At 71.6% G+C, this 24694-nt stretch carries 24 protein-coding genes; 8 read left to right on the top strand and 16 right to left on the bottom strand.

Annotated elements, in window-relative coordinates; translation table 11 throughout:
- The first annotated feature begins 28 nt into the window (after nt 1-28).
- Genes ABIA33_RS27125 through ABIA33_RS27115 form a run of 3 tightly spaced genes read left to right on the top strand, consistent with a single transcriptional unit; the run spans nt 29 to nt 2095 of the window.
- The gene (locus tag ABIA33_RS27125; protein ID WP_370085187.1) at nt 29-352 is read left to right on the top strand and encodes a multidrug efflux SMR transporter; all 324 of its coding nucleotides are present in this window, start codon (nt 29-31) and stop codon (nt 350-352) included.
- 18 nt (nt 353-370) lie between these two features.
- Nucleotides 371-556: a hypothetical protein gene (locus tag ABIA33_RS27120; protein WP_370085186.1), complete on the top strand. Its 186-nt coding sequence runs from the start codon at nt 371-373 to the stop codon at nt 554-556.
- A gap of 57 nt (nt 557-613) precedes the next feature.
- A complete protein-coding gene (locus tag ABIA33_RS27115) occupies nt 614-2095 on the top strand; it encodes an aromatic amino acid lyase (protein WP_370085185.1) in 1482 nt (493 codons plus the stop codon).
- 45 nt (nt 2096-2140) lie between these two features.
- Here the strand turns inward: ABIA33_RS27115 and ABIA33_RS27110 are convergent, their stop codons facing one another.
- A complete protein-coding gene (locus ABIA33_RS27110; RefSeq protein ID WP_370085184.1) occupies nt 2141-3304 on the bottom strand; it encodes an acyl-CoA dehydrogenase in 1164 nt (387 codons plus the stop codon).
- 196 nt (nt 3305-3500) lie between these two features.
- On the opposite strand from ABIA33_RS27110, the gene ABIA33_RS27105 reads away from it, so the two are divergent.
- Both ABIA33_RS27105 and ABIA33_RS27100 read left to right on the top strand, forming a co-directional pair.
- Nucleotides 3501-4832, top strand: a complete 1332-nt coding sequence (locus ABIA33_RS27105) for a UDP-glucose/GDP-mannose dehydrogenase family protein (protein WP_370085183.1) — start codon at nt 3501-3503, stop codon at nt 4830-4832.
- A 59-nt stretch (nt 4833-4891) separates the two neighbouring features.
- Nucleotides 4892-5308: a CoA-binding protein gene (locus ABIA33_RS27100; RefSeq protein WP_370085182.1), complete on the top strand. Its 417-nt coding sequence runs from the start codon at nt 4892-4894 to the stop codon at nt 5306-5308.
- A gap of 33 nt (nt 5309-5341) precedes the next feature.
- On the opposite strand, the gene ABIA33_RS27095 is transcribed toward ABIA33_RS27100, so the two are convergent.
- The 3 genes from ABIA33_RS27095 to ABIA33_RS27085 are packed head-to-tail and all read right to left on the bottom strand — an operon-like array spanning nt 5342 to nt 8274.
- Entirely contained in the window at nt 5342-6544 is a 1203-nt protein-coding gene (locus ABIA33_RS27095) for a dipeptidase (protein ID WP_370085181.1), read from the bottom strand.
- A 6-nt stretch (nt 6545-6550) separates the two neighbouring features.
- The gene (gene purE / locus ABIA33_RS27090; protein ID WP_370085180.1) at nt 6551-7078 is read right to left on the bottom strand and encodes a 5-(carboxyamino)imidazole ribonucleotide mutase; all 528 of its coding nucleotides are present in this window, start codon (nt 7076-7078) and stop codon (nt 6551-6553) included.
- Between the two features lie 56 nt (nt 7079-7134).
- On the bottom strand, nt 7135-8274 hold the full coding sequence (locus tag ABIA33_RS27085) for a 5-(carboxyamino)imidazole ribonucleotide synthase (protein WP_370085179.1): 1140 nt from the start codon (nt 8272-8274) through the stop codon (nt 7135-7137).
- Between the two features lie 258 nt (nt 8275-8532).
- Between ABIA33_RS27085 and ABIA33_RS27080 the strand changes: the two genes are divergently transcribed.
- Nucleotides 8533-9078 carry a GtrA family protein gene (locus tag ABIA33_RS27080; protein WP_370085177.1) on the top strand — a complete coding sequence of 182 codons (546 nt, stop codon included), beginning with the start codon at nt 8533-8535 and terminating at the stop codon, nt 9076-9078.
- 85 nt (nt 9079-9163) lie between these two features.
- Here the strand turns inward: ABIA33_RS27080 and ABIA33_RS27075 are convergent, their stop codons facing one another.
- From ABIA33_RS27075 to hutU, 11 genes are all read right to left on the bottom strand, one after another.
- Nucleotides 9164-10414, bottom strand: a complete 1251-nt coding sequence (locus ABIA33_RS27075; protein ID WP_370085176.1) for an ATP-binding protein — start codon at nt 10412-10414, stop codon at nt 9164-9166.
- A gap of 8 nt (nt 10415-10422) precedes the next feature.
- Entirely contained in the window at nt 10423-11097 is a 675-nt protein-coding gene (locus tag ABIA33_RS27070) for a response regulator transcription factor (protein ID WP_370085175.1), read from the bottom strand.
- Nucleotides 11098-11197: 100 nt separating this feature from the next.
- Nucleotides 11198-12571, bottom strand: coding sequence for a hypothetical protein (locus ABIA33_RS27065; RefSeq protein ID WP_370085174.1), 1374 nt, complete (start codon nt 12569-12571; stop codon nt 11198-11200).
- Nucleotides 12553-13731 (bottom strand): hypothetical protein, encoded by a 1179-nt coding sequence (locus ABIA33_RS27060; RefSeq protein WP_370085173.1) that lies wholly within the window; start codon nt 13729-13731, stop codon nt 12553-12555. The genes ABIA33_RS27065 and ABIA33_RS27060 overlap by 19 nt, the downstream gene beginning before the upstream one ends.
- On the bottom strand, nt 13728-14900 hold the full coding sequence (locus tag ABIA33_RS27055) for a DUF916 domain-containing protein (RefSeq protein WP_370085172.1): 1173 nt from the start codon (nt 14898-14900) through the stop codon (nt 13728-13730). Before ABIA33_RS27055 ends, ABIA33_RS27060 begins: the two co-directional genes overlap by 4 nt.
- A 7-nt stretch (nt 14901-14907) precedes the next feature.
- Nucleotides 14908-16242, bottom strand: a complete 1335-nt coding sequence (locus tag ABIA33_RS27050) for a WxL domain-containing protein (protein WP_370085250.1) — start codon at nt 16240-16242, stop codon at nt 14908-14910.
- A 319-nt stretch (nt 16243-16561) separates the two neighbouring features.
- The gene (locus ABIA33_RS27045) at nt 16562-17233 is read right to left on the bottom strand and encodes an LPXTG cell wall anchor domain-containing protein (protein WP_370085171.1); all 672 of its coding nucleotides are present in this window, start codon (nt 17231-17233) and stop codon (nt 16562-16564) included.
- A 365-nt stretch (nt 17234-17598) separates the two neighbouring features.
- The gene (gene hutI / locus ABIA33_RS27040) at nt 17599-18774 is read right to left on the bottom strand and encodes an imidazolonepropionase (RefSeq protein ID WP_370085170.1); all 1176 of its coding nucleotides are present in this window, start codon (nt 18772-18774) and stop codon (nt 17599-17601) included.
- Between the two features lie 25 nt (nt 18775-18799).
- Nucleotides 18800-20140 carry a formimidoylglutamate deiminase gene (locus ABIA33_RS27035; RefSeq protein WP_370085169.1) on the bottom strand — a complete coding sequence of 447 codons (1341 nt, stop codon included), beginning with the start codon at nt 20138-20140 and terminating at the stop codon, nt 18800-18802.
- Complete coding sequence (locus ABIA33_RS27030; protein WP_370085168.1) at nt 20131-21387, bottom strand: allantoate amidohydrolase; 1257 nt, start codon at nt 21385-21387, stop codon at nt 20131-20133. Before ABIA33_RS27030 ends, ABIA33_RS27035 begins: the two co-directional genes overlap by 10 nt.
- Before the next feature lie 2 nt (nt 21388-21389).
- A complete protein-coding gene (gene hutU / locus ABIA33_RS27025) occupies nt 21390-23060 on the bottom strand; it encodes a urocanate hydratase (protein ID WP_370085167.1) in 1671 nt (556 codons plus the stop codon).
- 186 nt (nt 23061-23246) lie between these two features.
- Between hutU and ABIA33_RS27020 the strand changes: the two genes are divergently transcribed.
- Nucleotides 23247-23666: a DUF6325 family protein gene (locus ABIA33_RS27020; RefSeq protein WP_370085165.1), complete on the top strand. Its 420-nt coding sequence runs from the start codon at nt 23247-23249 to the stop codon at nt 23664-23666.
- 8 nt (nt 23667-23674) lie between these two features.
- Nucleotides 23675-23881: an SHOCT domain-containing protein gene (locus tag ABIA33_RS27015; protein WP_370085163.1), complete on the top strand. Its 207-nt coding sequence runs from the start codon at nt 23675-23677 to the stop codon at nt 23879-23881.
- A 78-nt stretch (nt 23882-23959) separates the two neighbouring features.
- Here the strand turns inward: ABIA33_RS27015 and ABIA33_RS27010 are convergent, their stop codons facing one another.
- Nucleotides 23960-24523, bottom strand: a complete 564-nt coding sequence (locus ABIA33_RS27010) for a hypothetical protein (RefSeq protein ID WP_370085162.1) — start codon at nt 24521-24523, stop codon at nt 23960-23962.
- Between the last annotated feature and the right edge of the window lie 171 nt (nt 24524-24694).

The raw sequence follows: 24694 nt of genomic DNA, 5'->3' as shown, positions 1-24694 counted from the left end.
ACCGCCCGACCCGGAGGCCCGCCCGCCCATGCCCTACCTGCTGCTCGCGCTCGCCATCGGCAGCGAGATCTGCGCCACCATCTCGCTCAAGTTCACCGACGGTTTCACCCGGCTGCTCCCCAGCGCGGTGGTCGTCGCAGGCTACGGACTCTCCTTCGTCTTCCTCGCCCGGGCCCTCAAGCACATCCCGGTGAGCTCCGCGTACGCGATCTGGTCCGGCGTGGGCACCGCGGTTGTCGCCGCGATCGGATTCGCGTTCCTCGGTGAGACGCTCAACGCCTGGAAGTTGGCCGGGATCGCGCTGATCATCGGCGGAGTGGTGGCGCTCAACCTCGGCGGGGCCTCGCACTGACCCGGCGTCACCCGTGGCATGAGCGGCGCCGACCGCGACTCCGCACGCAGCACAGGGCACGCAAGCCCGCTCACCACCAGCGGCGGGGCACTGCTCGTGGGCGGCCGCGCGCCGTACCTGGCCACGTTGGGCCTGCTCGCCGCGCCGGCGGTCGGGGTGAACGTGTGGGAGCGGCTATGGATCCGCCGCCAGGGCGTGAACTGACCACTCCTGACCGGCCCCTCTGTTCGCGTACCTGATCGATGGCCATACTCACGTTCCATGACCATGTACGGCGCCGGCGGCCGCCCCGCTCCACCCGCGCAGACCCTGACGCTGGACGGCACCTCGCTCACCCCGGCGGACACCACCGCCCTCGCCCGCCGCCGCGCCCGCGCGGAGATCGCCCCGGCCGCGCGCGAGCGCATGCTGCTGGCGCGCAAGGTCGCCGAGGAGGTCGTCACCCGCCGCCGCGTGTACGGCCACACCACCGGCGTCGGCGCCAACCGCACCACGGACCTCCGGGACGAGGTCGCGGCCGGCCACGGCATGCGCCTGCTGCGCAGCCACAGCGGCGGCATCGGCCCGCTGGTTCCGGTCGAGCAGACCCGCGCCATGCTCGCCGTCCGGCTCAACCAACTGCTCTGCGCGGGCTCGGCGATCGGCGCGGCGGTCGCCGAGCGCCTCGCCGACGCCCTCGCCTCCGGGCACGTGCCGACCGTCCACTCCTACGGCTCCGTCGGCACCGGCGACCTGTCCGCGTTGGCCGAGCTGGGCCTCACCCTCGCCGGGGAGCAGCCCTGGCGCCACGGCGAGGGATCGGGAGACGCCCCTGCACCGCTGATCCTGGACCGCTGGGACGCCCTCCCGCTGATGTCCAGCAGCGCCCTGACGATCGGTCAGTCCGCACTCGGCTGCACCGATCTGGGCCTCCTGCTCGACCGGATACCGTTGATCGCCGCACTCTCGCTGACAGTCGTCCACGGCTCCACCGAGCCGTACGCCTCGGTGGTGCACGCGCTGCGCCCGCACCCGGGGGCGAACCGGGTCGCCGCCCGGATGCGGGCCCTGCTGGAACCCGTCACCTGGGAACCGGCCCTGGTCCAGGACCCGTTCGGGCTGCGCTGCCTGCCACAGGTCCACGGCGCGGCCCTGGACGCGGCCGACGCTCTGGACCAGGTCCTGCGCATAGAGATCAACGCGGCCGCGGAGAACCCGCTGCTGTCCATGGGACCGGCGGACTACCACCACCACGGCGGCTTCCACCAGGCTTCCCTCGCCCTGGCCCTGGACCAGGTGCGCCTGGCCGTCCTCGGCACCGCCCAGCTGTCCACCGCGCGTCTCGGCGTCCTCGCCGTACCCGCCTTCACCGGCCTGCCGTCCTACCTCGCCCAGGACGAGGACGGCAGCAGCGGCATCATGATCACCGAATACGCGGCGCAGTCCGCGCTCGCCGAACTGCGCGGCCTCGCCCAGCCCGTGACCCTCGGCCACGCCGTCCTCTCCCGGGGCGTCGAGGAGCACGCGAGCTTCGCGGCGACCGGCGCCAGGCACCTCCTGGACTCCGTCACGACGCTGCGCCTCGTCCTGGCCTGCGAACTGGCCGCCGCCGTCCGCGCCCTGCGGATGCAGGACGTCGTGCTGGACCCGGGCACCGAGCTCGGCCGCTTCCAGCACGACGCCGCCGCCGTCCTCAACCCCGACACCACCGACCGCGACCTCACCCCCGACATCGAGTCCGCCGCAGCCCTGCTGGCCCGCTGACCGCGCGGGCCGGTAACTGCGCGGGCCTGTAACGACGAGAACGGCCTACGGGAGGTTGCGGGCCATGACTATGCGCTGGACCTGGTTGGTGCCCTCGTAGATCTGGGTGATCTTGGCGTCGCGCATCATCCGCTCCAGCGGGTAGTCGCGGGTGTAGCCGTAGCCGCCGAGGAGCTGGACCGCGTCGGTGGTGATCTCCATGGCCGCGTCGGAGGCGAAGCACTTCGCTGCGGCACCGAAGAAGGTCAGGTCGCTGTCGCCGCGCTGGGAGCGGGCGGCGGCGGCGTAGGTGAGCTGGCGGGCGGCCTCGAGCTTCATGGCCATGTCGGCCAACATGAACTGGATGCCCTGGAACTCGGCGATGGCCTTGCCGAACTGCTTGCGCTCCTTGACGTAGCCGGCCGCGTAGTCCAGCGCGCCCTGGGCGATGCCCAGCGCCTGCGCGGCGATGGTGATCCGGGTGTGGTCCAGGGTCTTCATCGCGGTGGCGAAGCCGGTGCCCTCGGGGCCGATCAGGCGGTCGGCCGGGATCCTGACGTTGTCGAGGTAGACCTCGCGGGTCGGGGAGCCCTTGATGCCGAGCTTCTTCTCCGGGGCGCCGAAGGAGACACCCTCGTCGTCCTTCTCCACCACGAAGGCGGAGATGCCCTTGCTGCGCTTGTCGGGGTCGGTCACGGCCATGACCGTGTAGAACTCGCTGACGCCCGCGTTGGTGATCCAGCGCTTGACACCGTTGAGCACCCAGAAGTCACCGTCGCGGACCGCGCGGGTCTTCATCCCGGCGGCGTCGGAGCCCGCGTCCGGCTCGGACAGGCAGTAGGAGAACATTCCCTCGCCGCGCGCCAGCCGGGGCAGGTACTTCTGCTTGATCGCCTCGTCGCCGGAGAGGATCACCGGCAGCGAGCCCAGCTTGTTCACGGCCGGGATCAGGGACGAGGAGGCGCAGACCCGGGCCACCTCCTCGATCACTATCACGGTGGCCAGCGCATCCGCACCGGCGCCGCCGTACTCCTCCGGCACGTGGACCGCGTGCAGGTCGCTGCTGGTCAGCGCATCCAGGGCCTCCTGCGGGAAGCGGGCCTGCTCGTCCACCTCGGCCGCGAAGGGAGCGATCTTGTCCTCGGCGAGCGAGCGCACCGCGTCCCGGAGCATCTCGTGCTCCTCGGAGATCCGGAACAGGTCGAAGTCTGCGGAACCGTTGGACGCCATACGCCTCACCCCAAGTTATCTACCGTTAAGTAACATACTGATACATCCAAATTCTATGGCGTCCGGGCACCAGGTCCGCGCGTGACGTGCACAACAGCTGCCCGCCCGGAACACCCCCACAGGGCGTGTGGATAGGATCGCCAGGCCCGACCCGCTTCATCCGCTTCACCCCACCCAGCGGAAGGACCACCACGCCGTGAAGATCACCGTAATCGGCACCGGCTACCTGGGGACCACACACGCAGCCTGCATGGCCGAGCTCGGCTTCGAGGTGCTGGGCCTCGACATCCTTCCCGAGAAGGTCGCCGCGCTCGCGGCCGGCCACGTCCCGATGTACGAGCCCGGGCTCGAGGACCTGCTCCGCAAGCACCTGCACGGCCTGGAGGGCTCCACCGGACGACTGCGCTTCACCACCTCCTGGGAGGAGGTCGGCGAGTTCGGCGAGATCCACTTCATCTGTACCAACACCCCGCAGCGGCGCGGCGAGTTCGCATGTGACATGTCCTACGTCGAGTCGGCGTTCGACCTGCTCGCTCCGCATCTGACCCGGCCCACCCTGGTCGTCGGCAAGTCCACCGTGCCGGTCGGCAGCGCCGAGCACCTGGCGGTGCGGCTCGCCGAGCGCGCCCCGGTCGGCGCGGAGGCCGAGGTCGCCTGGAACCCCGAGTTCCTGCGTGAGGGATACGCGGTCAGCGACACCCTGCACCCCGACCGCCTCGTCGTCGGCGTCCGCAGCGACGCCGCCGAGGCCAAGCTGCGCGAGGTGTACGCGCCACTGATCGCCCAGGGCACCCCTTTCGTCGTCACCGACTTCGCCACCGCCGAGCTGGTCAAGACCGCTGCCAACTCCTTCCTCGCCACCAAGATCTCCTTCATAAACGCCATGGCCGAGGTCTGCGAGGCATCCGGCGCCGACGTCGTGCAGCTCTCCGGCGCCCTCGCCTACGACGAGCGGATCGGCGGCAAGTTCCTCAACGCCGGACTCGGCTTCGGCGGCGGCTGCCTCCCCAAGGACATCCGCGCCTTCATGGCCCGCGCCGGGGAGCTCGGCGCCGACCAGGCCCTCACCTTCCTCCGCGAGGTCGACTCCATCAACATGCGCCGCCGCTCCCGCATGGTCGAGCTGGCCCGCGAGCAGTGCGACGGCGGCTTCCTCGGCCGCCGGGTCGCGGTTCTCGGCGCGGCGTTCAAGCCCAACTCGGACGACGTCCGCGACTCCCCCGCGCTGAACGTGGCCGGGCAGATCCAGCTCCAGGGCGGACAGGTCACCGTCTACGACCCCAAGGCCATGGACAACGCCCGCAAGATGTTCCCGGGCCTCAGCTTCGCCGACTCCGCTCTCGAAGCCGCCGTCGGGGCCCATGTCGTGCTCCACCTGACCGAGTGGCAGGAGTTCCGGGCCATGGACCCGGACGACCTCGCCGAGGTCGTCGCCGAACGCCGCATCCTGGACGGCCGCAACGTCCTCGACCCGCAGCGCTGGCGCGCCGCCGGGTGGACCTACCGGGCCCTGGGGCGACCGAGCTGACTGTACGGAATGCCCGGCACCGGACGCGGGTTGTCGCCAGTGAGCGAAGGAGCAGCCCGATGAGCGACTACGGCGACGACGCCACTGTCCGGAAGATCCTTACCGAGACCGGGGACACCTGGGCGGTGGTGGGCCTGTCCACCAACCCCTCCCGCGCCGCCTACGGCGTGGCCCGGGTACTGCAGCGCTTCGGCAAGCGCGTCGTCCCGGTCCACCCCAAGGCCGAGACGGTGCACGGCGAGCAGGGGTACCGGACGCTCGCGGAGATCCCCTTCCCGGTCGACGTCGTGGACGTGTTCGTGAACTCCGACCTCGCCGGGGACGTGGCCGACCAGGCCCTGGCCGTCGGGGCGAAGGCGGTGTGGTTCCAGCTCGGTGTCATCGACCCGGAGGCGTACGGTCGTACCCGGGCCGCCGGGCTGGACATGGTGATGGACAGGTGCCCCGCGATCGAGATCCCGCACCTGGCGGGCTGAACCGGCTCCTGTCGCGACCACCGCGGGACAGGCTCAGCCGTCGAGTCGGCCGATGGTGGCGATGGACGGCGGACTGTCCTGCATGTCCCTGGCCACGCCCTCCGCATCGCGCAGCACCCGGACCGCGTTGCTCCAGGTCAGCTTGGCGAGATCGGCCTCGGACCAGCCCCGGCCCAGCAGTTCGGCGATCAGGTTGGGGTAGCCGGAGACGTCCTCGAGACCCTCGGGCGTGAACGCCGTCCCGTCGAAGTCGCCGCCGATGCCGATGTGGTCGACGCCCGCGACCTCGCGCATGTGGTCGAGATGGTCCGCCACGGTCGCCGCCGTGGCGACCGGGCGCGGGTTGGCCGCCTCGAAGGCTCGATGGACGTCCATGGCCGCCGGGGTGGTGTCCAGCGCGTGGAAGCCGTTGGCCTCCATGTTGGCGTCGGCTTCCCGGGTCCAGGCGATGGCGTCGGGAAGGATGAACTTGGGCACGAAGGTGGCCATGGCCACGCCGCCGTTGACGGGAAGCTGCGCCAGCACGTCGTCGGGGATGTTGCGCGGGTGGTCGCAGACGGCGCGCGAGGAGGAGTGAGAGAACAGAACCGGCGCGCGGGTCACCCTGAGCGCGTCCCGCATGGTGTCGGCGGAGACGTGCGAGAGGTCCACCAGCATTCCGAGGCGGTTCATCTCACGGACGACCTCCTCGCCGAACCGGGTCAGCCCGTTGGCCACCGGCTTGTCGGTGGCGGAGTCCGCCCAGGGCAGGTTGTCGTTGTGAGTGAGCGTCATATAGCGGACACCCAGGGCGTACAGGGCGCGCAGCGTGGCGAGTGAGTTGTTGATGGAGTGGCCGCCCTCGGCCCCCATCAGCGAGGCGATCCTGCCGTGCGAGCGGGCCGCCTCCAGGTCGTCGGCGCTGAACGCGAGCCGCAGCTGGTCGGGGTAGCGCGCGGCCAGCGCGCGCACGCAGTCGATCTGTTCCAGGGTGGCGCTGACGGCCTGGTCCCCCGCGTAGTCGGCGCGCACGTACACCGACCAGAACTGCCCGCCGACGCCGCCGGCGGCCAGCCGGGCCAGGTCGGTGTGCAGGTGGGCCCGCTGGTCGGTGCCGATGTCGCGCCGGTCGAGGTCGTACCCGACCTGCTGGCGCAGCGCCCACGGCAGGTCGTTGTGCCCGTCCACGACGGGGTACTCGGCGAGCAGCGCGCGGGCCCGATCCAGCAGCTCGGCCGCGGGGGGAACGTAGGCCATCGGGTTTCAGCCCCCGAATCCGAAGCTGTTGGCACCGCTGACCTTGGCGCGCAGCTTCTTGCCCTTGTCCGCAGCCTGGTTGTTCAGTTCCTGCTGGAAGTCCCGCATCCGGTCCGCGAGTTCAGTGTCGAACGCGGCGAGGAGGCGCACCGCGAGCAGCCCCGCGTTGCGCGCGCCGCCGATGGAGACGGTAGCCACCGGCACGCCGGCGGGCATCTGCACGATCGACAGCAGCGAGTCCATGCCGTCGAGGTACTTCAGCGGAACCGGCACGCCGATCACCGGCAGCGTGGTGACGGAGGCGAGCATCCCGGGCAGGTGGGCCGCGCCGCCCGCACCCGCGATAACCGACTTGAGACCGCGCCCCGCGGCCTGCTCGCCGTACGCGATCATCTCCTTCGCCATCCGGTGCGCGGAGAGGACGTCCACCTCGTAGGGGACCTCGAACTCGTCGAGGGCCTGTGCGGCGGCCTCCATCACCGGCCAGTCGGAGTCCGATCCCATGACGATGCCGACCAACGGCTGCTCGGACATTCGCTGTCCCCTTCTGCTCTGCTGTGCAGTTGTCTGAACTGGACGGGCTGTTCGCGCTATTCGACGATGTCGCCGCGCAGGTATGCGGCGGCGTGGCGGGCCCGTTCCCGGACGTCGTCCAAGTCGTCGCCGAAGACCGTGACATGGCCCACTTTACGGCCGGGCTTCACGTCCTTGCCGTACATGTGGATGCGCAGTCCGGGGTCACGCGCCATGCAGTGCAGGAACGCGTGGTACATGTCCGGGTAGTCGCCCCCCAGGACGTTGACCATCACGGTCCACGGCGCGCGGGGGCGCGGGTCGCCGAGGGGCAGGTCGAGGACGGCGCGGATGTGGTTCTCGAACTGCGAGGTGACCGCGCCGTCGATGGACCAGTGGCCGGAGTTGTGCGGCCGCATGGCCAGCTCGTTGACGAGGATGCGCCCGTCGCGGGTCTGGAACAGCTCGACGGCGAGGTGACCGGTGATGTCCAGCTCGCCCGCGATCCGCAGCGCGAGCGCCTGCGCCTCCGCGGCGAGGGCCGGGTCCAGGTCGGGGGCTGGCGCGGTCACCTCGTGGCAGATGCCGTCCTTCTGCAGGGACTCGACGATCGGGTACGCCACCGCCTGCCCGTGCGGGGAGCGCACGACGTCCGCCGCGAGCTCCCGGAGAAAGTCGACCTTCTCCTCGGCGAGGACCGGAACGCCCGCTCGAAACGGTTCTTCGGCCTCGGACTCGTCGCGGACGACCCAGACGCCCTTGCCGTCGTAACCCCCACGAGTGGTCTTCAGGACGACCGGGAAACCTTCACCCTCGGCGGCGAAGGCGGCGACGTCGGCCGGGTGCGCGACAAGCCGGTGCCGGGGGCAGGGGACGCCGAGGGAGTCCAGCTTGGCCCGCATCAGGCCCTTGTCCTGCGCGAACACCAGCGCGTCAGGGCCGGGCCGGACGGCGATGCCCTCCGCCTGAAGCGCCCGCAGGTGCTCGGTGGGGACGTGCTCGTGATCGAAGGTGATCACCTCGCACCCGGCGGCGAAGCGCCGCAGCGTGTCCAGGTCACGGTAGTCGCCCAGGACGACGTCGTTCACCACCAGCGACGCCGAGTCCTGCGGAGTGTCCGCGAGGAGTTTGAACCTCACCCCGAGCGGGATCGCCGCCTGGTGAGCCATACGGGCGAGTTGCCCGCCACCGATCATGCCGACTACCGGAAAAGTCACATGTCCGAGGATATCGGTGTCCCAGGTTCCACATCACCGCAGGCCAGAACGACGCCCCCGGTAAACACTTGGTTACCGGGGGTTGTCAAACGTTGAAGCACCACCCCTGTCCACCGTCTATCGTGGATAGTAAGGGCAGCCCCGGTCACGGCTGGTGTTGAGAGTCGGATGAGATGCCCCCGCCGTCCCAGTGAAGGAGCGGGTACGCGAACTAGCATGAAATCACGCTCCCGCGAGCCCCGACAGATACGGACCCCGATGACGACGAGCCCCGGCACTGAACCCGCTGCGCCCAATGTCCTCCGTCGGCTCATCAACGAGCTGATCAAGTTCGGAGCAGTCGGGATAGTCGGCCTTGTCGTGCAGTTCGGGACCCTCCCCGTCTGGCTGGACCTGCTCCCGGCCACCCGGGCGAGCATGGCGGCGACGCTCCTCGCGATCGGGACCAACTACATCGGCTACCGGTACTGGGTGTACCGCCACGCCGACAAGCGGACGCGCTCACGCGAGATCACGCTGTTCCTGCTTTTCAGCGGCATCGGCATGGTCATCCAGATCGGCATCGTCTGGGCCCTCACCTCGGGCCTCAAGATGGACGACAGCGTGGCGGTCATAGGGTTCAACGTGATCGGTATCGGCACCGCGACGATGTTCCGCTTCTGGTCCTACCGGACCTGGGTGTTCCGGGCCGTTCCGCAGGCTGCGGAGACCCCGGCCGTGGCGGTGGACGCCGTCGGCGCGGCCGAGCAGATCCTCGCCGCCGAGCAGGTCAAGCGCAAGCGCGCCACCTCCCGCCAGGACTGAGGCGGCCGAGACCCCCGCTACCGTTCCCCGGCCTGACGGCCGAGACCCCCGCTACCGTTCCCCGGCCTGACGGCCGAGACCCCCGCTAGCGTTCCTCGGCCTGACGGCCGAGGAATAGGGCGAACACCGGCGGCCGCTGCGACAGAAGTTCCAGCCGCCCGCCGTCGGCCTCGGCGAGGTCGCGGGCGACGGCGAGGCCGATGCCGGTGGAGTTGTGGCCGCTGACGGCGCGCTCGAAGACCCGCGCGCCCAGCTCGCTCGGCACACCCGCTCCGTCGTCCTGGACCTCCAGGACGACCGAGGTGTCGCGCACCCGGGTCCGGATGGTCACCGCGCCGTCCCCGTGCATCAGCGAGTTCTCGATCAGCGCCGCCAGCACCTGTGCGACCGCCCCGGACGTTCCGAGCGCGCGCAGCCCCGGCGGGCCCTCCAGGTGCAGCGTGCGCCCGGCGCGACGCAGCGCCGGGCGCCACTCTTCCGCCTGCTGCTTGATCACCTCGTCCAGCTCGAACGCCACCGCCGAGGCGTTCCGCTGGTCGCGGCTGTTGGTGAGCAGCCGCTGCACCACGTCGGTGAGCCGTTCGACCTGGCCGAGAGCGATGGCCGCCTCCTCCTTCACGGTCACCAGGTCGTCCGTCTCGACGATTTCCTCCAGCCGCATCGACAGGGCGGTCAGCGGCGTCCGCAACTGGTGCGAGGCGTCGGCGGCGAGCCGGCGCTCCGCTGTGAGCATCCGGCCGATCCGGTCCGCGCTGGCGTCGAGCACCTCGGCGACCCGGTCCAGCTCGACCACGCCATAGCGGCGTTGGCGCGGGCGCGGGTCGCCCGAGCCCAGGCGCTCGGCGGTCTCGGCGAGGTCCGTGAGCGGACGGGCCAGCCGCCGGGCCTGCCAGACGGCGAGCATCGCGGCGGCCAGGATGGTCAGCAGTGCGACCAGAACCAGGAGCAGCAGCATGTTGCGGATGTCGCGGTTCAGCGGCTCGCGGGACTCCTGGACGGTGACCTTCTCGCCATGCGCGCCGGTCTCGACTGCGGTGGTCGGGTTGCTGCCGGTCGGGCGTGCGCCGAGGGTGAGTTCGGGCTGCCCCGGCAACTGGACCACGGCGTAGCGCTGGGCGTTCTGGCTGGTCAGTCCGGACAGGGCCTCGGAGTCGATCGGCTCGCCCGCGATCAGCCGGTTCTCGACCACGCCGAGGAGGTGCAGCGCCTCGGAGGTGACCTGGTCCCGCGCGTTGTTCTCGATGCTGCGCTTCTCGACCAGGGCCAGCGGGACACAGAACAGCGTCACCACCACGAGTACCACGGCGAGCGTCGAGTTGATCAGCCGTCTGCGCACCCCGCCGGTCAGCCCTTCTCGAAACGGAAGCCGACGCCGCGCACGGTGGTGATGTAGCGCGGGCTGGCCGCGTCGTCGCCGAGCTTCTTCCGCAGCCAGGAGATGTGCATGTCCAGGGTCTTGGTGGAGGTCCACCAGGTGGTGTCCCAGACCTGGCGCATGATCTGCTCGCGGGTGACGACCCGGCCCGCGTCCCGGACCAGGACCCGGAGCAGCTCGAACTCCTTGGCGGAGAGCTGGAGTTCCTCGTCGCCGATCCAGGCGCGGTGCGACTCGACGTCGATCTTCACGCCGTGCGCGCCGGTGGTGAGGTCGACGGTGCCGCGCCGCAGCAGGGCCCGGACCCGGGCCAGCAGCTCGGCGAGCCGGAACGGCTTGGTGACGTAGTCGTCCGCGCCCGCGTCCAGGCCGACCACGGTGTCGACCTCGTCGGCCCGGGCGGTCAGCACCAGGACCGGGAAGCCGTGGCCGTCTGCGCGCAACCGGCGGCAGACCTCGAGACCGTCCATACCGGGGAGGCCGAGGTCGAGCACCAGAAGGTCGATGTTGCCGCCTTCGAGCCCGGCCTCCAGCGCGGAGGGGCCGTCCTCGCGCACCACGACCTCGTAGCCCTCCCGGCGCAGCGCGCGGGCGAGGGGTTCCGAGATGGCGACGTCGTCCTCGGCGAGCAGTACACGGGTCATGTCCTGATCGTAGTGCGCTCGAAAGGCGTGCTCCGCCGAGCGGCCCACCAGGCCGGTACCCGGGCGATCTGCGGGGTACCGGCGCCGATCTGGGCGGGCGTCAACGCGGGCGGCGCAGGCGGCGCCAGGGGGTGAGCGCGAAGACGGCCGCGCCCAGGAGCAGGACGGTGCCGCCGGCCAGGCCGAGGGCCTGGACCGTGGCGGTGTCACCTCCGGTCTGGGCGAGACCGCCGGTGCCGCCGGACGAGCCGGTGCTGCCGGTGCTGCCGGTGCTGCCGCCGGACGTGCTGGTGCTGCCTGTCGTGCCGCTGCTGCTGGTGGTTCCGCCGGAACCGCCGGTGACGTTCAGGGTCAGCGAGACGCCGGGCTGGCTGGTGGCTCTGCAGGTGGTGGTCGTGCCCAGGGCGGAGATGGTGAGGACACCCGGAGTGAGCTGGATCTGGCCGCTGTTGGGAAAGATGTAGCTACCGGACATGTCGTTCGGCTTGATGGGAGTGTTCGCCGGGATGGTGGCGGCGTTCGCCGGCCCGGTGAGATTGAGCGACCCGCTGTCCGCACCCGCTACGAGCACCGTGGTGCTGGGCTTCATCGTGCCTGCGCCGAGGTCGACCGGTGACGAGGAGACCCCGGACGCGAAGGACTCGGTGATCGCATAGGTGACGCCGGACTGCTTGGCGCTGATGGTGATGGAGGGCGTGGCGGTCTTGACCCCGATGGGCGTGGTGCAGGAGTAGTGGACGGTGACCGGGGTCCCGGGGAAGTCGCCGCCGCCGCCTCCGGTGGCGCCGCCGGACGTCGTCCCGCCGGTGGTGGTCCCGCCCGTGGTGGTGGTTCCTCCGGTCGTGGTCGTCCCACCAGTGGTCGTCCCGCCTGTGGTGGTGCCGCCGGTGGTGGTGCCGCCGGTGGTGGTCGTGCCGCCCGTGGTTCCGCCTACCGCTCCGACGGTCAGGGTCAGGCCGACCGGTGGGGTCGCGTCGGGAGCGCACGTGGTGTCCGTGGAGATCGGCTGGTTGACGTTGATGTCGTACGCCCCCGGCGTGAACGTCACCGAGCCCGCCGCCGTCAGCTTGAGCGTCGCCGTCATGTCCGACAGGACCATCGGCGAGTTCTTGGGGATCGGCGGGTTGGTACGGGGGCCCTTTACCGCGAGGCTGCCGCTCTGCGCGCCGCCGACCGCGACGGTGCCGCTGGGTTGGACGACATTGGCGTTGAGGTCGATGATGTTCGGATTGTTCGACGCCGCCTTCACCGTCTTCCAGGTGAGCGTGATGGTGTCGCCGACCTTGGGGGTCGGGTTTGAACTGCTGAGGTCGACGACCGTGGTTCCCTTGATCGGGCCCAGGCCGGAGATGGACGGTGGGATGCACGTGGTCGCGAAACTGTCGTTCGCCGCCACTGCCTGCTGCGTCCCGAGGACGAGCGTCGCGCCGGACATCGCCAGCAGAACGGCCCAGGTCAGCCTTTTCCGGTACACGGCTCGGATTCCTTTGTTCGAGGTGATGGAGAACCAGGGGTGCGGACCTGGGCGGGAGTGGGAAGGGGGACGGTGCCCGGCGAGAACCAGGGGAGCACCGGTTCGCGCGGCTTCTGCGGCTCGGGCCTCCGCGCGGGCGGGTAGGCAGGCGGGTGCGGCGGAACCGGTGGCAGGACGAGGGTGTCCCGCGCTGTGGACGACTCGGACGGCGACACTCCCGGCACTGGGTCGCCGGCCCGGCGGCGACCGAGCCCCGCCGTGCGCCGGTCACGCCGCTCGTCCCGGCGAAGGCCGCGCCGAGCCGTGAGGTCCGGGCGCATCCGATCCACCACGGCCAGCCCGATGCGGAACAGGCCCACCGGAATGACCACACACAGCAGCAGCCAGAACAGGGTCACTCCCCACGAACGCGGAAGCGTCACTTCCTGTGTCGTCAACTCCCCTCCTGCATAGCGGAGTTGCAACTCGTAGTCGCCGTGGGCGCCGGAGGCGAAGTCGACCGGGACATCGATTTCCTGCTTCGCCCCGGGGGCGAGGACGCCGCTCCACTGGAAGTCCTGCCATCCCGGCGCGTACACCGAGTGCGAGGTGCCCAACTGAAAGACCGGGTTGGCGACGGCCGTGTCGCCCAGGTTGGCGATGATCGCCTTCAGGGTGCGGTGCGCCGGCGCGCCGAACCAGTTCATCAGGCCGCTCTCGCCGCCGAGGTCGGCGTTGAGCGCGACCAGCCGGCCACTGAGGGTCGGCAAGGGGACGACGGGCGCGCCGATCACCGGGAACGAGGTGTCCACGGACACCTTCGGGCCGGTCACGGTGGTGGTGTGGATGACGCAGGGGCAGGGCTTGGGCGGGGTGGCGATCGGCAGTCGTACGGTGAAGCCGCCGTTCGCGCCCGTGGTGACGGCCCGCCCGGTGGGGTTGGCGCAGGAGTCCGTCCCGCTGAGGGCGTTCTGTCCGCAGAGCAGCACGGTGAGCAGCGTGCCGCCCGGCCAACCGGTGCCGGTGACGGTGGCTGTGGCGCCGGGCGCGGCAGTGGCGGGGTCGGCCCGCACGGCTGCTCCGCCGTCCGCGTGCGCTGCCGGTGCGGTCAGCGAGAAGGGGAGCGCGAGCAGGCCCAGCAGCAGTGCCGACAGGGCGAGGCGGCTCCGCAGCGCCCTCATGCCGCCGCCTCGACCCGGGTCCGCCCCCGCCGGTTCCAGGCCCAGTGCCCGCGGTGCGCGCGCCGCCGCTTCGCGCGGGCCCAGAGCAGCAGCAGCGCCGCGCTGACCAGCAGGAGAAGCACGCCGACCAGGAACCAGGGTACGGCCAGGAAGCTCGAACTCCCGGACGCCGAGACGTCCGTGCCGCTGACCGAGAGCTTGAGGGAGACGCGGTCGAACTGCGGGGCGTGGGGCCATGCTGCGGACAACTGCACCTGCTGCCCGGGCAGCAGGTCGATGCCGAGATCGCGGGCGGGGACGGCGAGGACGGTCCCGCCGATCCAGCCGCTGCCCTTGATCGAGAGCCTGGGGTGCACGGTGACGTTCCCGTGGTTGACCAGCGTGTAGTGGATGGTCGCGATCGAGCCGCCGATCCCGGGGACCAGCGGCGCATGGCGGTCGACCTGGACGTTGTCGACGCTGACGTCCGGGACGGCGACACCGGAGACGCGCAGGTAGAGGCGTGCGCCCACGGCGCGCTGGATGCCGACCGCGACCTTGCCGGCCGCGCTGGTGGCTTCGGTGGTGGTGTCCAGAGCGACGACGGCCCCGGGATGGTCGCCCGGCTCCGCGCCTGCGGGGATGTCCACGGTGAAGGGGATGTCGACCCGGGTGTGCGGAGGCACGGTGAGCCGGTCGGCCTTGAGGTGCACCCAGGCGCCGACGCCGGTCTGCGGCTGGTCGGCGGCGCGCAGCGCGAAACCGCCGTCACGCGGGGTGTTGTAGGCGTCGGCGCCGTACAGCCGGAAGTTGATCGGCCGGCCGGAGAGGTTGACGACGGAGACCGTGTCGTTGACGACGGCTCCGGGTGCCGCCTCCAGGTAGAAGTACTGCCGGTCCGGAGTGCCGGCGTTGCCGCCGGCCGCGGGCGTCGGGAAGACCGCCCAGGTGCCGTTGTCGGCGGCCGGTGCGGACGCGGGCGCCGGTGCGGACGCGGGTGCCGGTGCCGATGCGGGTGCCGGTGCCAGGACCGGTGCCGTCCCGAGGGTGAGCGCGCCGAGGGCTGACAGCAGGGCCGCCGCCAGCAGTCTCGGCAACCGCGACGCTCCGTGCGGTCGGTGGAACATCGGCAGCCCTCCAACGGTGCGGGTGTGGGCGGCGACCGGGGCCGCCGCCCACTCAGATGTCACGCGGGGCTCACGCCAGGGTCAGCGTGAGGGTGGAGCTGTAGGTGCCCGGCGCGGTGAAGGCCGGGATGCTCAGCGAGAGGTTCGCCGTGGCACCGAACTGACCACCGGTCAGCGTCGCCGCGGGGGTGCTCGCCAGGGTCGCGCCGGCGGTGCCGACGGGGCCCGCCGAGCCGGCGGCGCAGGTGCTGGGGCTGCCTGCGGTGGTGCTGCAGGCGGGGGTCCAGCTGAGGTCGGCGGCGGGCAGCGTGCTCCCGCCGGGACCGGTGAAGTTGGTGTTGCTGGCGGTGAGCGACCAGCCGCTGCCGACGCCTCTGAAGTCCTTGACGGTCACGGCGTTGAGCGAGCCGGTGGAGCTGCCCCCGGTGCCGAAGTCGACCGGGGTCATCGTGACGGTGCTCCCCGCCTGGGTCATGCTGAGCGTGCCGCCCTTGACCGAGCTGTTCAGCGTCTGGCTGGCGCCACCGGGCGGGGTGACCGTGGTGACGCTGTAGGCGGCCGGCGGGGCTGCCTTGGTCGGGTCGTAACTCGTCCCCTCGAAGGCGATGATCCCGGTCGTCGAGGCCGCGTTGACGGTGAGCGTGGCGCTGAACGCACCGCTGCTGTCGGCCGTGGCCGTGGTGGCGTCACCGGTCGCCGTGGTGCCGCTGAAACCCGCCACGGTGATCGCCGCGGCGGCGGTGAAGCCGGTGCCGGTCACGGTGACCTTGGTTCCGGTCGGCCCCGAGGAGGGATTGTCGGTGATGGCACGGTTGTTGGGCACCGTGACTGGTCCGGCCGTGATCGTGTTGGACACCGGCGCCGGCGGGGTGTCGATGGTGCAGGGTGTGTCGAGGTTGATGATGTAGTTGGAGTTGATGGTGTAGTTGCCGGGGGTCAGCGTGATCGAGCCGGCGGTGGTGACCTTGAAGGTGCCGGTCATCTGGAAGGGCGGGAAGGGCGCGTTGCCGGCGACGGGCGGGTTGGTACGGGTTCCGGTGACGGCGACCGTTCCGGTCTGCGCCCCGCCGAGCTGCACCACTCCGGAGGGCAGGATGACGTTCGCCGGAAGCGCCGTGGAGGTGGGGTTGCCGGACGCGGGCTGGGTCACGTCGTAGGTGACCGTGACCGTGTCGCCGACCTTGGGGGTCGCGTTGTCCACGGCGATCTCGGTGATCGTGGTGCCGTGGATGGCCGGGACGACCCCGGGCGTGCAGGTGGTGGCGAAGGACACCGACGTGCCCGGAGTGGCCGCCTGAGCCTGCCCGGCGAGCGCCATCGGCACTGCGACCAGCAGCGAGACGACCCCCGCCCATGCGGCGTGGCGAACCCCGGGCCTGGTGCCTCGGTGGCGCGTTGCTGAGATCTGGAACACGATCGTGGTGCCCCTTTCGGTGGACGAGCGGCTATCGCCACGCCCGCTGCGTGACAGCCGTCACGGTCACCGCTGCCGATCTCCCCCCGTCGCGTGCACCGGGGCTATTCTTCGATCGGCGCTACGGTGCCATGCGGGCCGGCCGCCCCTGTTCCCTTGCCGTGGACGGGGCGGTCGGCCTCGTGCTATCCACGAGACCGGGCCTCCGCCGCCGTCTGCGGCGAGTCCCGGGGTCCCGTGGTGCCCATTATTGACGACCCGTCAGATTTAGAAGTCAAGGGAAGCGCCGCACCGGACCCGCGCCCGGCCCTCACCTGCCGACCCGTTGGGACCGCCTCGTCAGAAGCAGCATCCCGCCGACGCCGCCGAGCAGGACGGTGCCGCCGAACAGCCCGAACGCCACCGCGTCATCCGCCGGCCCGGTCTGCGGCAGGGTTCCCGAGCCGGCCGCCGAGGCGTTCTGCGCGCCGGCCGCGGCCGTCACCTGGAGGCTCAGCGCGACGCCGACGGCTCCGGTGGGAGTGCAGGTGGTGAGCGTGCCGAGAGCGGAGATGGTGAGCTTGTCCGGCGTGAACGTGACGGTCCCGCTCTGGGTCGGCGTGTAGCTCCCGGTCATGCTGCCGATCTTGATGGGAGTGTTGGCCGGTACGGCCGCCGGGTTCCCAGGCCCGGAGACCTTCACCGTCCCCTTGCCCGCGCCGCCGAGCGCCAGCAGGGCGCTGGGCTGCATCGTGCCCGCACCGAGCTCGACCGGACTGGAGGAGACTCCGTTGGTGAAGGTCATTGTGACGGCGTAGCCGGAACCGCTCGGCACCGCCGTGACCTCGACCTGAGAGACGGCGTCTTTGACCCCGATGGGCGTCTGGCAGTGGTAGTCCACGGCGACGGTCGCCGCGTGCGCGGCTCCCGGCGACGCGAGCACCACCCCGCCGGCGGCGGCCAGGGCGGACGCCACCCCTCCCGCGAACCTGCTGATACGCATGTAGGCCCCACCTTTCGCCTCCGTCACGCCCATACTGACGGATCGTCAGATTGGGCAGACGGTACGCCACCCGCGTCACAGGCGGAACCACCATGCACCGACCTTCTCAGTCGACGATGGCAGGGTCGGGGACGTGTCAGGGCTTACGCCCTTGGGGAGCGATAGGGCTCGGGCGCCCGGCACCTCCGCTTGCCGCGTTGCCGACCCGGACATCAGCGGCCGGCGCCGCGAGCCCACGTAGCTCCGCTACAAGGGCGTCCCGGCGCCTTGCCATCGAAGGCCACGCGGCGGAGCCGCACAGTGTCACTGCGACGGCGTGCGCTGACCCGAGCCCTATCGCTCCCCAGGTCGTTCGCCCCGGGTCGTCAGACCTCGCGGACGCCCGCGCGCCATACCGCGGCGACCAGCGGGACCCCGGGGCGGTAGGCGAGGTGCACATGCGAGGGCGCGTCCAGGAGCACGAGGTCAGCGCGCGCCCCCACGGTCACCCGCCCGACATCGGTACGCCGCAGCGCCGCAGCGCCACCCGCCGTCGCGGACCACAGCGCCTCGTCCGGCGTCATGCCCATCTCCCGCACCGCGACGGCGATGCAGAACGGCACGGAGGTGGTGAAGCTGGAGCCCGGGTTGCAGTCCGTGGAGAGCGCGACCGTGGCGCCCGCGTCGAGCAGGCGGCGGGCGTCGGGGTAGCGGGCACGGGTGGAGAACTCCGCACCTGGGAGCAGCGTGGCGACCGTGCTGGCCGAGGCCGAGGCCAGTGCGGCGACGTCGGCGTCGGTGAGGTGGGTGCAGTGGTCGGCGGAGGCAGCGCCGAGCTCGACGGCGAGCTGGACGCCGGGGCCCTCGGTGAGCTGGTTGGCGTGGACGCGGGGCGTCAGGCCGCGCTTGGCACCGGCGGTGAGGATCGCCCGGGCCTGGTCCCCGTCGAAAGCGCCTCGCTCGCAGAAGACGTCCACCCAGCCGGCGTGGGGGGCGCAGGCGTCGAGCATCGGTCCGGTGACCAGGTCCACGTACGCCGCCGGGTCGTCGGCGTACTCGGGTGCCACGACGTGCGCGCCGAGGTAGGTGACCTCGTCGGTGTGGCGGGCCGCGATGCGCAGGGCGCGGGCCTCGTCCTCGACGGTGAGCCCGTAGCCGGACTTGCACTCCAGCACGGTCGTGCCCTGGCGCAGCGCCTCGCCGACGTAACGGGCGACATTGGCGTCCAGCGCCTCGTCGGTCGCGGCCCGGGTGGCGGCGACCGTGGTGCGGATGCCGCCCGCCGTGTAGGACTGGCCGGACATCCGGGCGTTGAACTCGGCCGTGCGGTCGCCTGCGAAGACCAGGTGCGAGTGGGAGTCGACGAAGCCGGGGACGGCGGCCCGTCCGGCGGCGTCGAAGACCTCGTCCGCGGCGGGTGCGCCGGCGGCCGGGCCGACCCAGGCGATCCGCCCGCCGTCCAGCACCACGGCGGCGTCGGTGACCGGACCGAGCGGGCCCGCGCCGAGCGCGGGGTCGTTGGTGACCAGGCTACCGATGCCGGTGATCAGGGTGCTGCCCATGGTGTGTGGCTCCTCGTGGTGTGGGTCAGCCGCGTACGGCGGCGATGGCGCCGGCCAGTGCCGCGCCCACGTCGGGGACGGTCTGGTGCACGCCGTCGCGGACGACGAACCGGCCGCCGACCACGACCTCGCGGACGTCGGCGGCCGTGGCGGCGAAGACCGCCGTCTCCGCGCCGAGCCGGGCCTCGGGGCCGGCCGTGCGCGGGGTGTCCAGGGCGATGGTGCAGAAGTCGGCGAGCGAGCCGGCGGCCAGCCGCCCGGCCTCGGGCCAGCCGAGCGAGACGTGGCCGTCCTCGGTGGCGGCGCGCAGCAGCGCCGTCGCCGTCCAGTGGCCGCGCTGCTGGGTGGCGAGGCGCTCGTTGAGCTCCAGCGCCCGCGCCTCCTCGAAGGGGTCGATGATCGCGTGGCTGTCGCTGCCGAGCGAGATCGGACTGCCCATACCCGCGAGCCTGCGGGCCGGACCGATGCCGTCCGCGAGATCGCGTTCGGTGGTCGGGCACATGCAGATGACGGTGGAGGTGTCGGACAGCAGCTTGATGTCCGCGTCGCTGAGGTGGGTGGCGTGGACGGCGGAGGTCCGGGGGCCGAGCGCGCCGTGCCGGTTCAGCAGCTGGGTGGGCGTCACCCCGTGGGCGGAGAGGCAGGCGTCGTTCTCGGCGGTCTGCTCGGAGAGGTGGACGTGCAGCGGCGCGCGGGGTTCGTGGGTCCACGCCGCCACGGTCGACAGCTGGTCGGCGGGGACGGCGCGGACGGAGTGGATGGCCGCACCGATGCGGGCGTGGGCGCGGGGCTTGAGCGCTGACGCGCGCGCCGCCCAGGCGTCGGCGTCGCCGTCACTGAAGCGCTGCTGGTGCCGGTTGGGTGCCTTGCCGAAGCCGGAGGAGAGATAGCAGGTGTCGAGCAGGGTGATCCGGATCCCGGCGCGGGAGGCGGCCTCGATCAGGGCCTCGCCCATCGCGTTGGGGTCGTCGTAGCGGACGCCGCCGGGGCCGTGGTGCAGGTAGTGGAACTCGCCGACGGCGGTGATGCCCGCGAGCGCCATCTCCGCGTAGACGGCGGTGGCCAGGGCGAGGTAGCTGTCCGGGTCGAGCGCGTCGGCGGTCCGGTACATGGTGTCGCGCCAGGTCCAGAAGGTGCCGCTGCCGACCTGGACGGTGCCGCGCAGGGCGCGGTGGAAGGCGTGGCTGTGCGCGTTGGCCATGCCGGGGAGGGTGAGGCCGGTGAGGATGTGCGCGCCCGCGGGGGCCGGGCCGCTGTCGGGGGTGACAGCGGTGATCCGGCCCTCCTCGGACACAGTGATCAGGACGTCGGGTTCCACGACCGGGTAGACCCAGGCGTGGGGGGCCCAGAACTGAGTCACTGGCATGTCAGGTCCTCCAGGACGTCGGCGAGCGCGGCCGTACCGGCCAGGCAGTCGGCTTCGCTCGCGTACTCGCTCGGCGAGTGCGAGACACCGGTGGGGTTGCGGACGAACAGCATCGCGGTGGGGATGACGGCGGACAGGATGCCCGCGTCGTGGCCCGCGCCCGTGGGCAGCACGGGGGTGTCGGCACCGAGGCGCGCCGCGAGCCGGTCGCGCAGCGGCGCGTCGAAATCGACAACCGGAGTGTAGGACTCGCGCACGACATCGGCGCGGACGCCGTCCCGCTCGGCGCGCTCCCTGGCTGCCACCGAGATCTCCTCGACCAGTGCGGTCAGGGTCGCCTCGTCCGCCGCTCGGGAGTCGAGCCAGCCGCGCACCAGCGAGGCGATGGCGTTGGTTCCGTTGGGCTCCACGCTGACCTTGCCGAAGGTCGCCAGCGCCCCGTGCAGCCGGGCCTTCTTCCTGGCGGCGAGCACGGTGTTGGCGTACGTCAGCATCGGGTCGCGGCGGTCCTCCAGACGGGTGGTGCCCGCGTGGTTGGCCTCTCCGTGGAAGTCGAAGCGCCAGCGGCCGTGCGGCCAGATCGCGGAGGCGACGCCCACCGCGTGCGGACCCCGCTTCGCTGTCCCGGTCGCGAGGAAGCGCCCCTGCTCGACGTGCAGCTCGACGTAGGCGGCGACCCGGGAGAGGCGGTCGCTGTCCTTGCCGATCAGCGAGGGGTCCTGCCCGGCCGCCGCCATGGCGTCGGGCAGCCGGACGCCGCTCGCGTCGCGCAGCGCGTACGCCTGGTCCGGCGTCAGCACCCCGGCGGTGAGCCGGGAGCCGACGCAGGCGACTCCGAAGCGCGCGCCCTCCTCGTCCACGAAGTTGGTGATCGCGAGCGGGCGCACCGGCGTGAACCCGCGCTCCCGCAGCGCGTCGAGCGCCGCGAAGGAGGCGACGACTCCCAGCGGGCCGTCGTAGGCGCCCCCGTCCGGGACGGAGTCCAGGTGGGAGCCGGTGACGATGGCCCCCTCACCTTTCGGGTCGCCGTACCAGGCCCACTGGTTGCCATTGCGGTCCACCTCGTAGACCAGGCCGCGCGCCTGCGCCTGCTCGGCGAACCAGGTGCGGCACTCGGCGTCTGCGGCCGTCCAGGCGTGCCGGCGGTAGCCGGCGGACGCGTCGAAGCGGCCCACGGGGAGCAGCTCGGACCACATCCGGCGGTACGCGTCGGTCGCGGAGCCGAGCTGCTCCTCGACGGAGGTCATGCTCACTGGCCCTCGCGCATCGGGATGCGGACGTTGCGCTCGGCCGCGACGTCGACGGCGATGTCGTAGCCGGCGTCCACGTGGCGGATGACGCCCATGCCCGGGTCGTTGGTCAGCACCCGGCGGATCTTCTCGCCGGCGAGCTTGGTGCCGTCGGCGACGGTGACCTGTCCGGCGTGGATGCTGCGGCCGATGCCGACGCCGCCGCCGTGGTGGATGGACACCCAGGAGGCGCCGGAGGCGACGTTGACCATCGCGTTGAGCAGCGGCCAGTCGGCGATGGCGTCCGAGCCGTCCAGCATCGCCTCGGTCTCCCGGTACGGGGAGGCGACGGAGCCGCAGTCGAGGTGGTCGCGGCCGATGACCAGCGGCGCGGAGACGGTGCCGTCGGCGACCATCTCGTTGAAGCGCTCGCCGGCCTTGTCGCGCTCGCCGTAGCCGAGCCAGCAGATGCGGGCGGGCAGGCCCTGGAAGTGGACCCGCTCCCCTGCCATCTTCATCCAGCGGGCCAGCGACTCGTTCTCCGGGAAGAGGTCGAGGACCGCCTTGTCGGTGGCGGCGATGTCCTTGGGGTCACCGGACAGCGCGGCCCAGCGGAACGGGCCCTTGCCCTCGCAGAACAGCGGGCGGATGTAGGCGGGGACGAAGCCGGGGAAGTCGAAGGCGCGGGTGTAGCCTGCGAGCTGGGCCTCGCCGCGGATGGAGTTGCCGTAGTCGAAGACCTCGGCGCCCTTGTCCTGGAAACCGACCATCGCCTCCACGTGCTTGGCCATGGACTCGCGGGCGCGGGTGGTGAACTCGGCGGGCTTCTCGGCGGCGTAGGTCGCCATGTCGTGGAAGTCGACGCCGATGGGGAGGTAGGCCAGCGGGTCGTGGGCGCTGGTCTGGTCGGTGACGATGTCGATCGGCGCGTCCATCGCCAGCAACTGCGGGACGAGTTCGGCGGCGTTGCCGAGCAGCCCGATGCTGAGCGGCTTGCGCTGGTCGCGAGCCTCGACCGCGAGCTCCAGGGCGTGCTTGAGGTTCTTGGCCTCGACGTCCAGGTACCTGTGCTCGATCCGGCGGGTGATCCGCGACTGGTCGCAGTCGATGCAGATGGCGACGCCGTCGTTCATGGTGACGGCGAGGGGCTGGGCGCCGCCCATGCCGCCGAGGCCGGCGGTGAGGGTGATGGTCCCGGCGAGGGTGCCGCTGAACTTCTTGGCGGCGACGGCGGCGAAGGTCTCGTAGGTGCCCTGGAGGATGCCCTGGGTGCCGATGTAGATCCACGAGCCGGCGGTCATCTGCCCGTACATGGTGAGGCCGAGGTGCTCCAGGCGGCGGAACTCCTCCCAGTTGGCCCAGTCGCCCACCAGGTTGGAGTTGGCCAGCAGCACGCGCGGGGCCCACTCGTGGGTCTGCATGACGCCGACCGGACGACCGGACTGGACCAGCATGGTCTCGTCCTGCTTGAGGGTCTGCAGGGTGCGGACCATGGCGTCGAAGGAGCGCCAGTCGCGGGCCGCCTTGCCGGTGCCGCCGTAGACGACCAGCTTGTCGGGGTGCTCGGCGACCTCGGGGTCGAGGTTGTTCATGAGCATCCGCAGCGCGGCCTCCTGCTGCCAACCCTGCGTGGTCAGCGCGCTGCCGCGCGACGCTCGTACGGTGCGCGGACCGCTCTGGTGCTGCGTCATGACTCTCCCGACCTCCTCATGGATACATCCATTCAGTTCTTCTGTCTCTGAAGATAGCCAATCATTCGCTGCGGCACCAGAGGCCTGCCATCCGTTATGTCCGGTAAGTCCATCTATGGACCATATGCTGTCAGCCAGTATCTCCGCGCCGGAGGACACCCGAGGACACCCCGAGAGGAGACCCGTGTGGGCCCCGTGGAATTCCTGGTGCTCGCCTTCCCAGGCGAGGAGATCGGCGCGGACGTCCTGGCCCCGCTCGCGGCGCTGGGCCGCTCGGGCGGGGTACGCCTGATCGACTCACTGGTCGTCACCAAGGCGGCGGACGGCAGCATCGGCGCTGCCGAGCTCGTCGACTTCGACCACCTCGACGACGTCGTGTCCGACGCCGACGCGGCCAAGCTGATGGGTGCGGAGGACGCCGAGGAGGCCGCCGAGCTGATCGGGCCCGGCTCCAGCGCGCTGCTCCTGCTCGTCGAACACGTGTGGGCGACCGAGGCCACCGAGGCGTTCCGCAACGCGGGAGGCCGCGTCGCCGCGTCGGTACGCATTCCGCCCGAGCACATCACCGAAGCGCGCCACGCGCTCGCCAACGCACAGCAGAGGTGACCCCGACCATGTCCCGACCGACCCGACCCACCACCGGACGCCGCCCCGTCGGCGCCCCTCTGCTCCGCGGCGCGATCACCGGCAGCGCCGGCCGCGGCACGGACCACCGCGCCGACCTCGCCGCGACGCTGACGCAGCTGGCGGCGATGGCCCGACAGGGGCTGCTCACTTCGCAGGAGTTCACCGCAGCGAAGGCCAGGCTGCTCGGCGACTGAAAGTCCGCCCCACTGAACGACCGTGCCCCCGGAGTCTGCGCCGGGGGCACGGTCATGTGCAGCTCGCCGGCTCCGGCGCTACCTCCGTGCCGCTCCGCGGACGACGGGGCGGACGAGGCCGGCGGCCGGGCCGGTGGTGGCGAAGGCGCCGATCCGGTTGCGGCGGCCGAGCAGTCGGCTGTCCTCAGTGCGGGCCCAGACCAGCGTCTCGTGGGTCCGCTCCCAGCGGGCCAGCAGCCACACCGCGAGCTGGATTCCGAAGCCGTAGCCGAGGACGAGCAGGCCGGCGGCGGGGCCGCCGAGCAGGCCGAGGGCGCAGGCGGCGGCCATGCCGCCGAACAGCCACAGGGCGTTGGTGCGGGCGAGCCGGAGCCGGGTCTCGTGCGGCGGCTCCATGGTCACCGCGAAGGCGGCCTTCTCGGCGGCGCGCGCCCGGGCGGCGTACCAGCGGCGGCGCTGGAGCAGCCCGACCAGTGCGGCCAGGACGAACAGGGCGGCGCCGAGCAGCGCCCCTCTGCCGAGTCCGGTCAGACTCGGCACGAGCAGCCCCGCCACCGCGCCCACCGCACCGATCCACATCAGCGTGCGAGCCACCGCACCACGGATGACCACCACCCGGGCGAGCGCATAGGTACCGCGCATCCTCACCCTCCCAACCAAGCGGATTCGACAGATCTGGCGGGACCATAGCGCTCGCGCATGAGGTTTGGCTGAATCCTCCCGCGATTGCCTCGATCAGTTTTCGAACGCGGCCACACCGACCGCGCGACGGCGCAGCCCCAGTCGCTCGTAGAGGCGGATCGCGGTGCTGTT

The organism is Streptacidiphilus sp. MAP12-16 (assembly GCF_041262165.1).
Lineage (GTDB): Bacteria > Actinomycetota > Actinomycetes > Streptomycetales > Streptomycetaceae > Streptacidiphilus.
The sequence above is the reverse complement of the archived record's forward strand: the minus strand, read 5'-3'. Positions and strand labels throughout refer to the sequence as shown.

Excerpts from the sequence above, each read along its gene's own strand:
- ABIA33_RS27125 (WP_370085187.1), top strand. The coding sequence starts at position 29 with ATGCCCTACCTGCTGCTCGCGCTCGCCATCGGCAGCGAGATCTGCGCC.
- ABIA33_RS27110 (WP_370085184.1), bottom strand. The coding sequence starts at position 3,304 with ATGGCGTCCAACGGTTCCGCAGACTTCGACCTGTTCCGGATCTCCGAG.
- ABIA33_RS27100 (WP_370085182.1), top strand. The coding sequence starts at position 4,892 with ATGAGCGACTACGGCGACGACGCCACTGTCCGGAAGATCCTTACCGAG.
- ABIA33_RS27120 (WP_370085186.1), top strand. The coding sequence starts at position 371 with ATGAGCGGCGCCGACCGCGACTCCGCACGCAGCACAGGGCACGCAAGC.
- ABIA33_RS27045 (WP_370085171.1), bottom strand. The coding sequence starts at position 17,233 with ATGCGTATCAGCAGGTTCGCGGGAGGGGTGGCGTCCGCCCTGGCCGCC.
- ABIA33_RS27060 (WP_370085173.1), bottom strand. The coding sequence starts at position 13,731 with ATGAGGGCGCTGCGGAGCCGCCTCGCCCTGTCGGCACTGCTGCTGGGC.
- ABIA33_RS27070 (WP_370085175.1), bottom strand. The coding sequence starts at position 11,097 with ATGACCCGTGTACTGCTCGCCGAGGACGACGTCGCCATCTCGGAACCC.
- ABIA33_RS27095 (WP_370085181.1), bottom strand. The coding sequence starts at position 6,544 with ATGGCCTACGTTCCCCCCGCGGCCGAGCTGCTGGATCGGGCCCGCGCG.
- hutI (WP_370085170.1), bottom strand. The coding sequence starts at position 18,774 with ATGGGCAGCACCCTGATCACCGGCATCGGTAGCCTGGTCACCAACGAC.
- purE (WP_370085180.1), bottom strand. The coding sequence starts at position 7,078 with ATGTCCGAGCAGCCGTTGGTCGGCATCGTCATGGGATCGGACTCCGAC.
- ABIA33_RS27115 (WP_370085185.1), top strand. The coding sequence starts at position 614 with ATGACCATGTACGGCGCCGGCGGCCGCCCCGCTCCACCCGCGCAGACC.
- ABIA33_RS27010 (WP_370085162.1), bottom strand. The coding sequence starts at position 24,523 with ATGCGCGGTACCTATGCGCTCGCCCGGGTGGTGGTCATCCGTGGTGCG.
- ABIA33_RS27030 (WP_370085168.1), bottom strand. The coding sequence starts at position 21,387 with ATGACCTCCGTCGAGGAGCAGCTCGGCTCCGCGACCGACGCGTACCGC.
- ABIA33_RS27080 (WP_370085177.1), top strand. The coding sequence starts at position 8,533 with ATGACGACGAGCCCCGGCACTGAACCCGCTGCGCCCAATGTCCTCCGT.
- hutU (WP_370085167.1), bottom strand. The coding sequence starts at position 23,060 with ATGACGCAGCACCAGAGCGGTCCGCGCACCGTACGAGCGTCGCGCGGC.
- ABIA33_RS27015 (WP_370085163.1), top strand. The coding sequence starts at position 23,675 with ATGTCCCGACCGACCCGACCCACCACCGGACGCCGCCCCGTCGGCGCC.
- ABIA33_RS27035 (WP_370085169.1), bottom strand. The coding sequence starts at position 20,140 with ATGCCAGTGACTCAGTTCTGGGCCCCCCACGCCTGGGTCTACCCGGTC.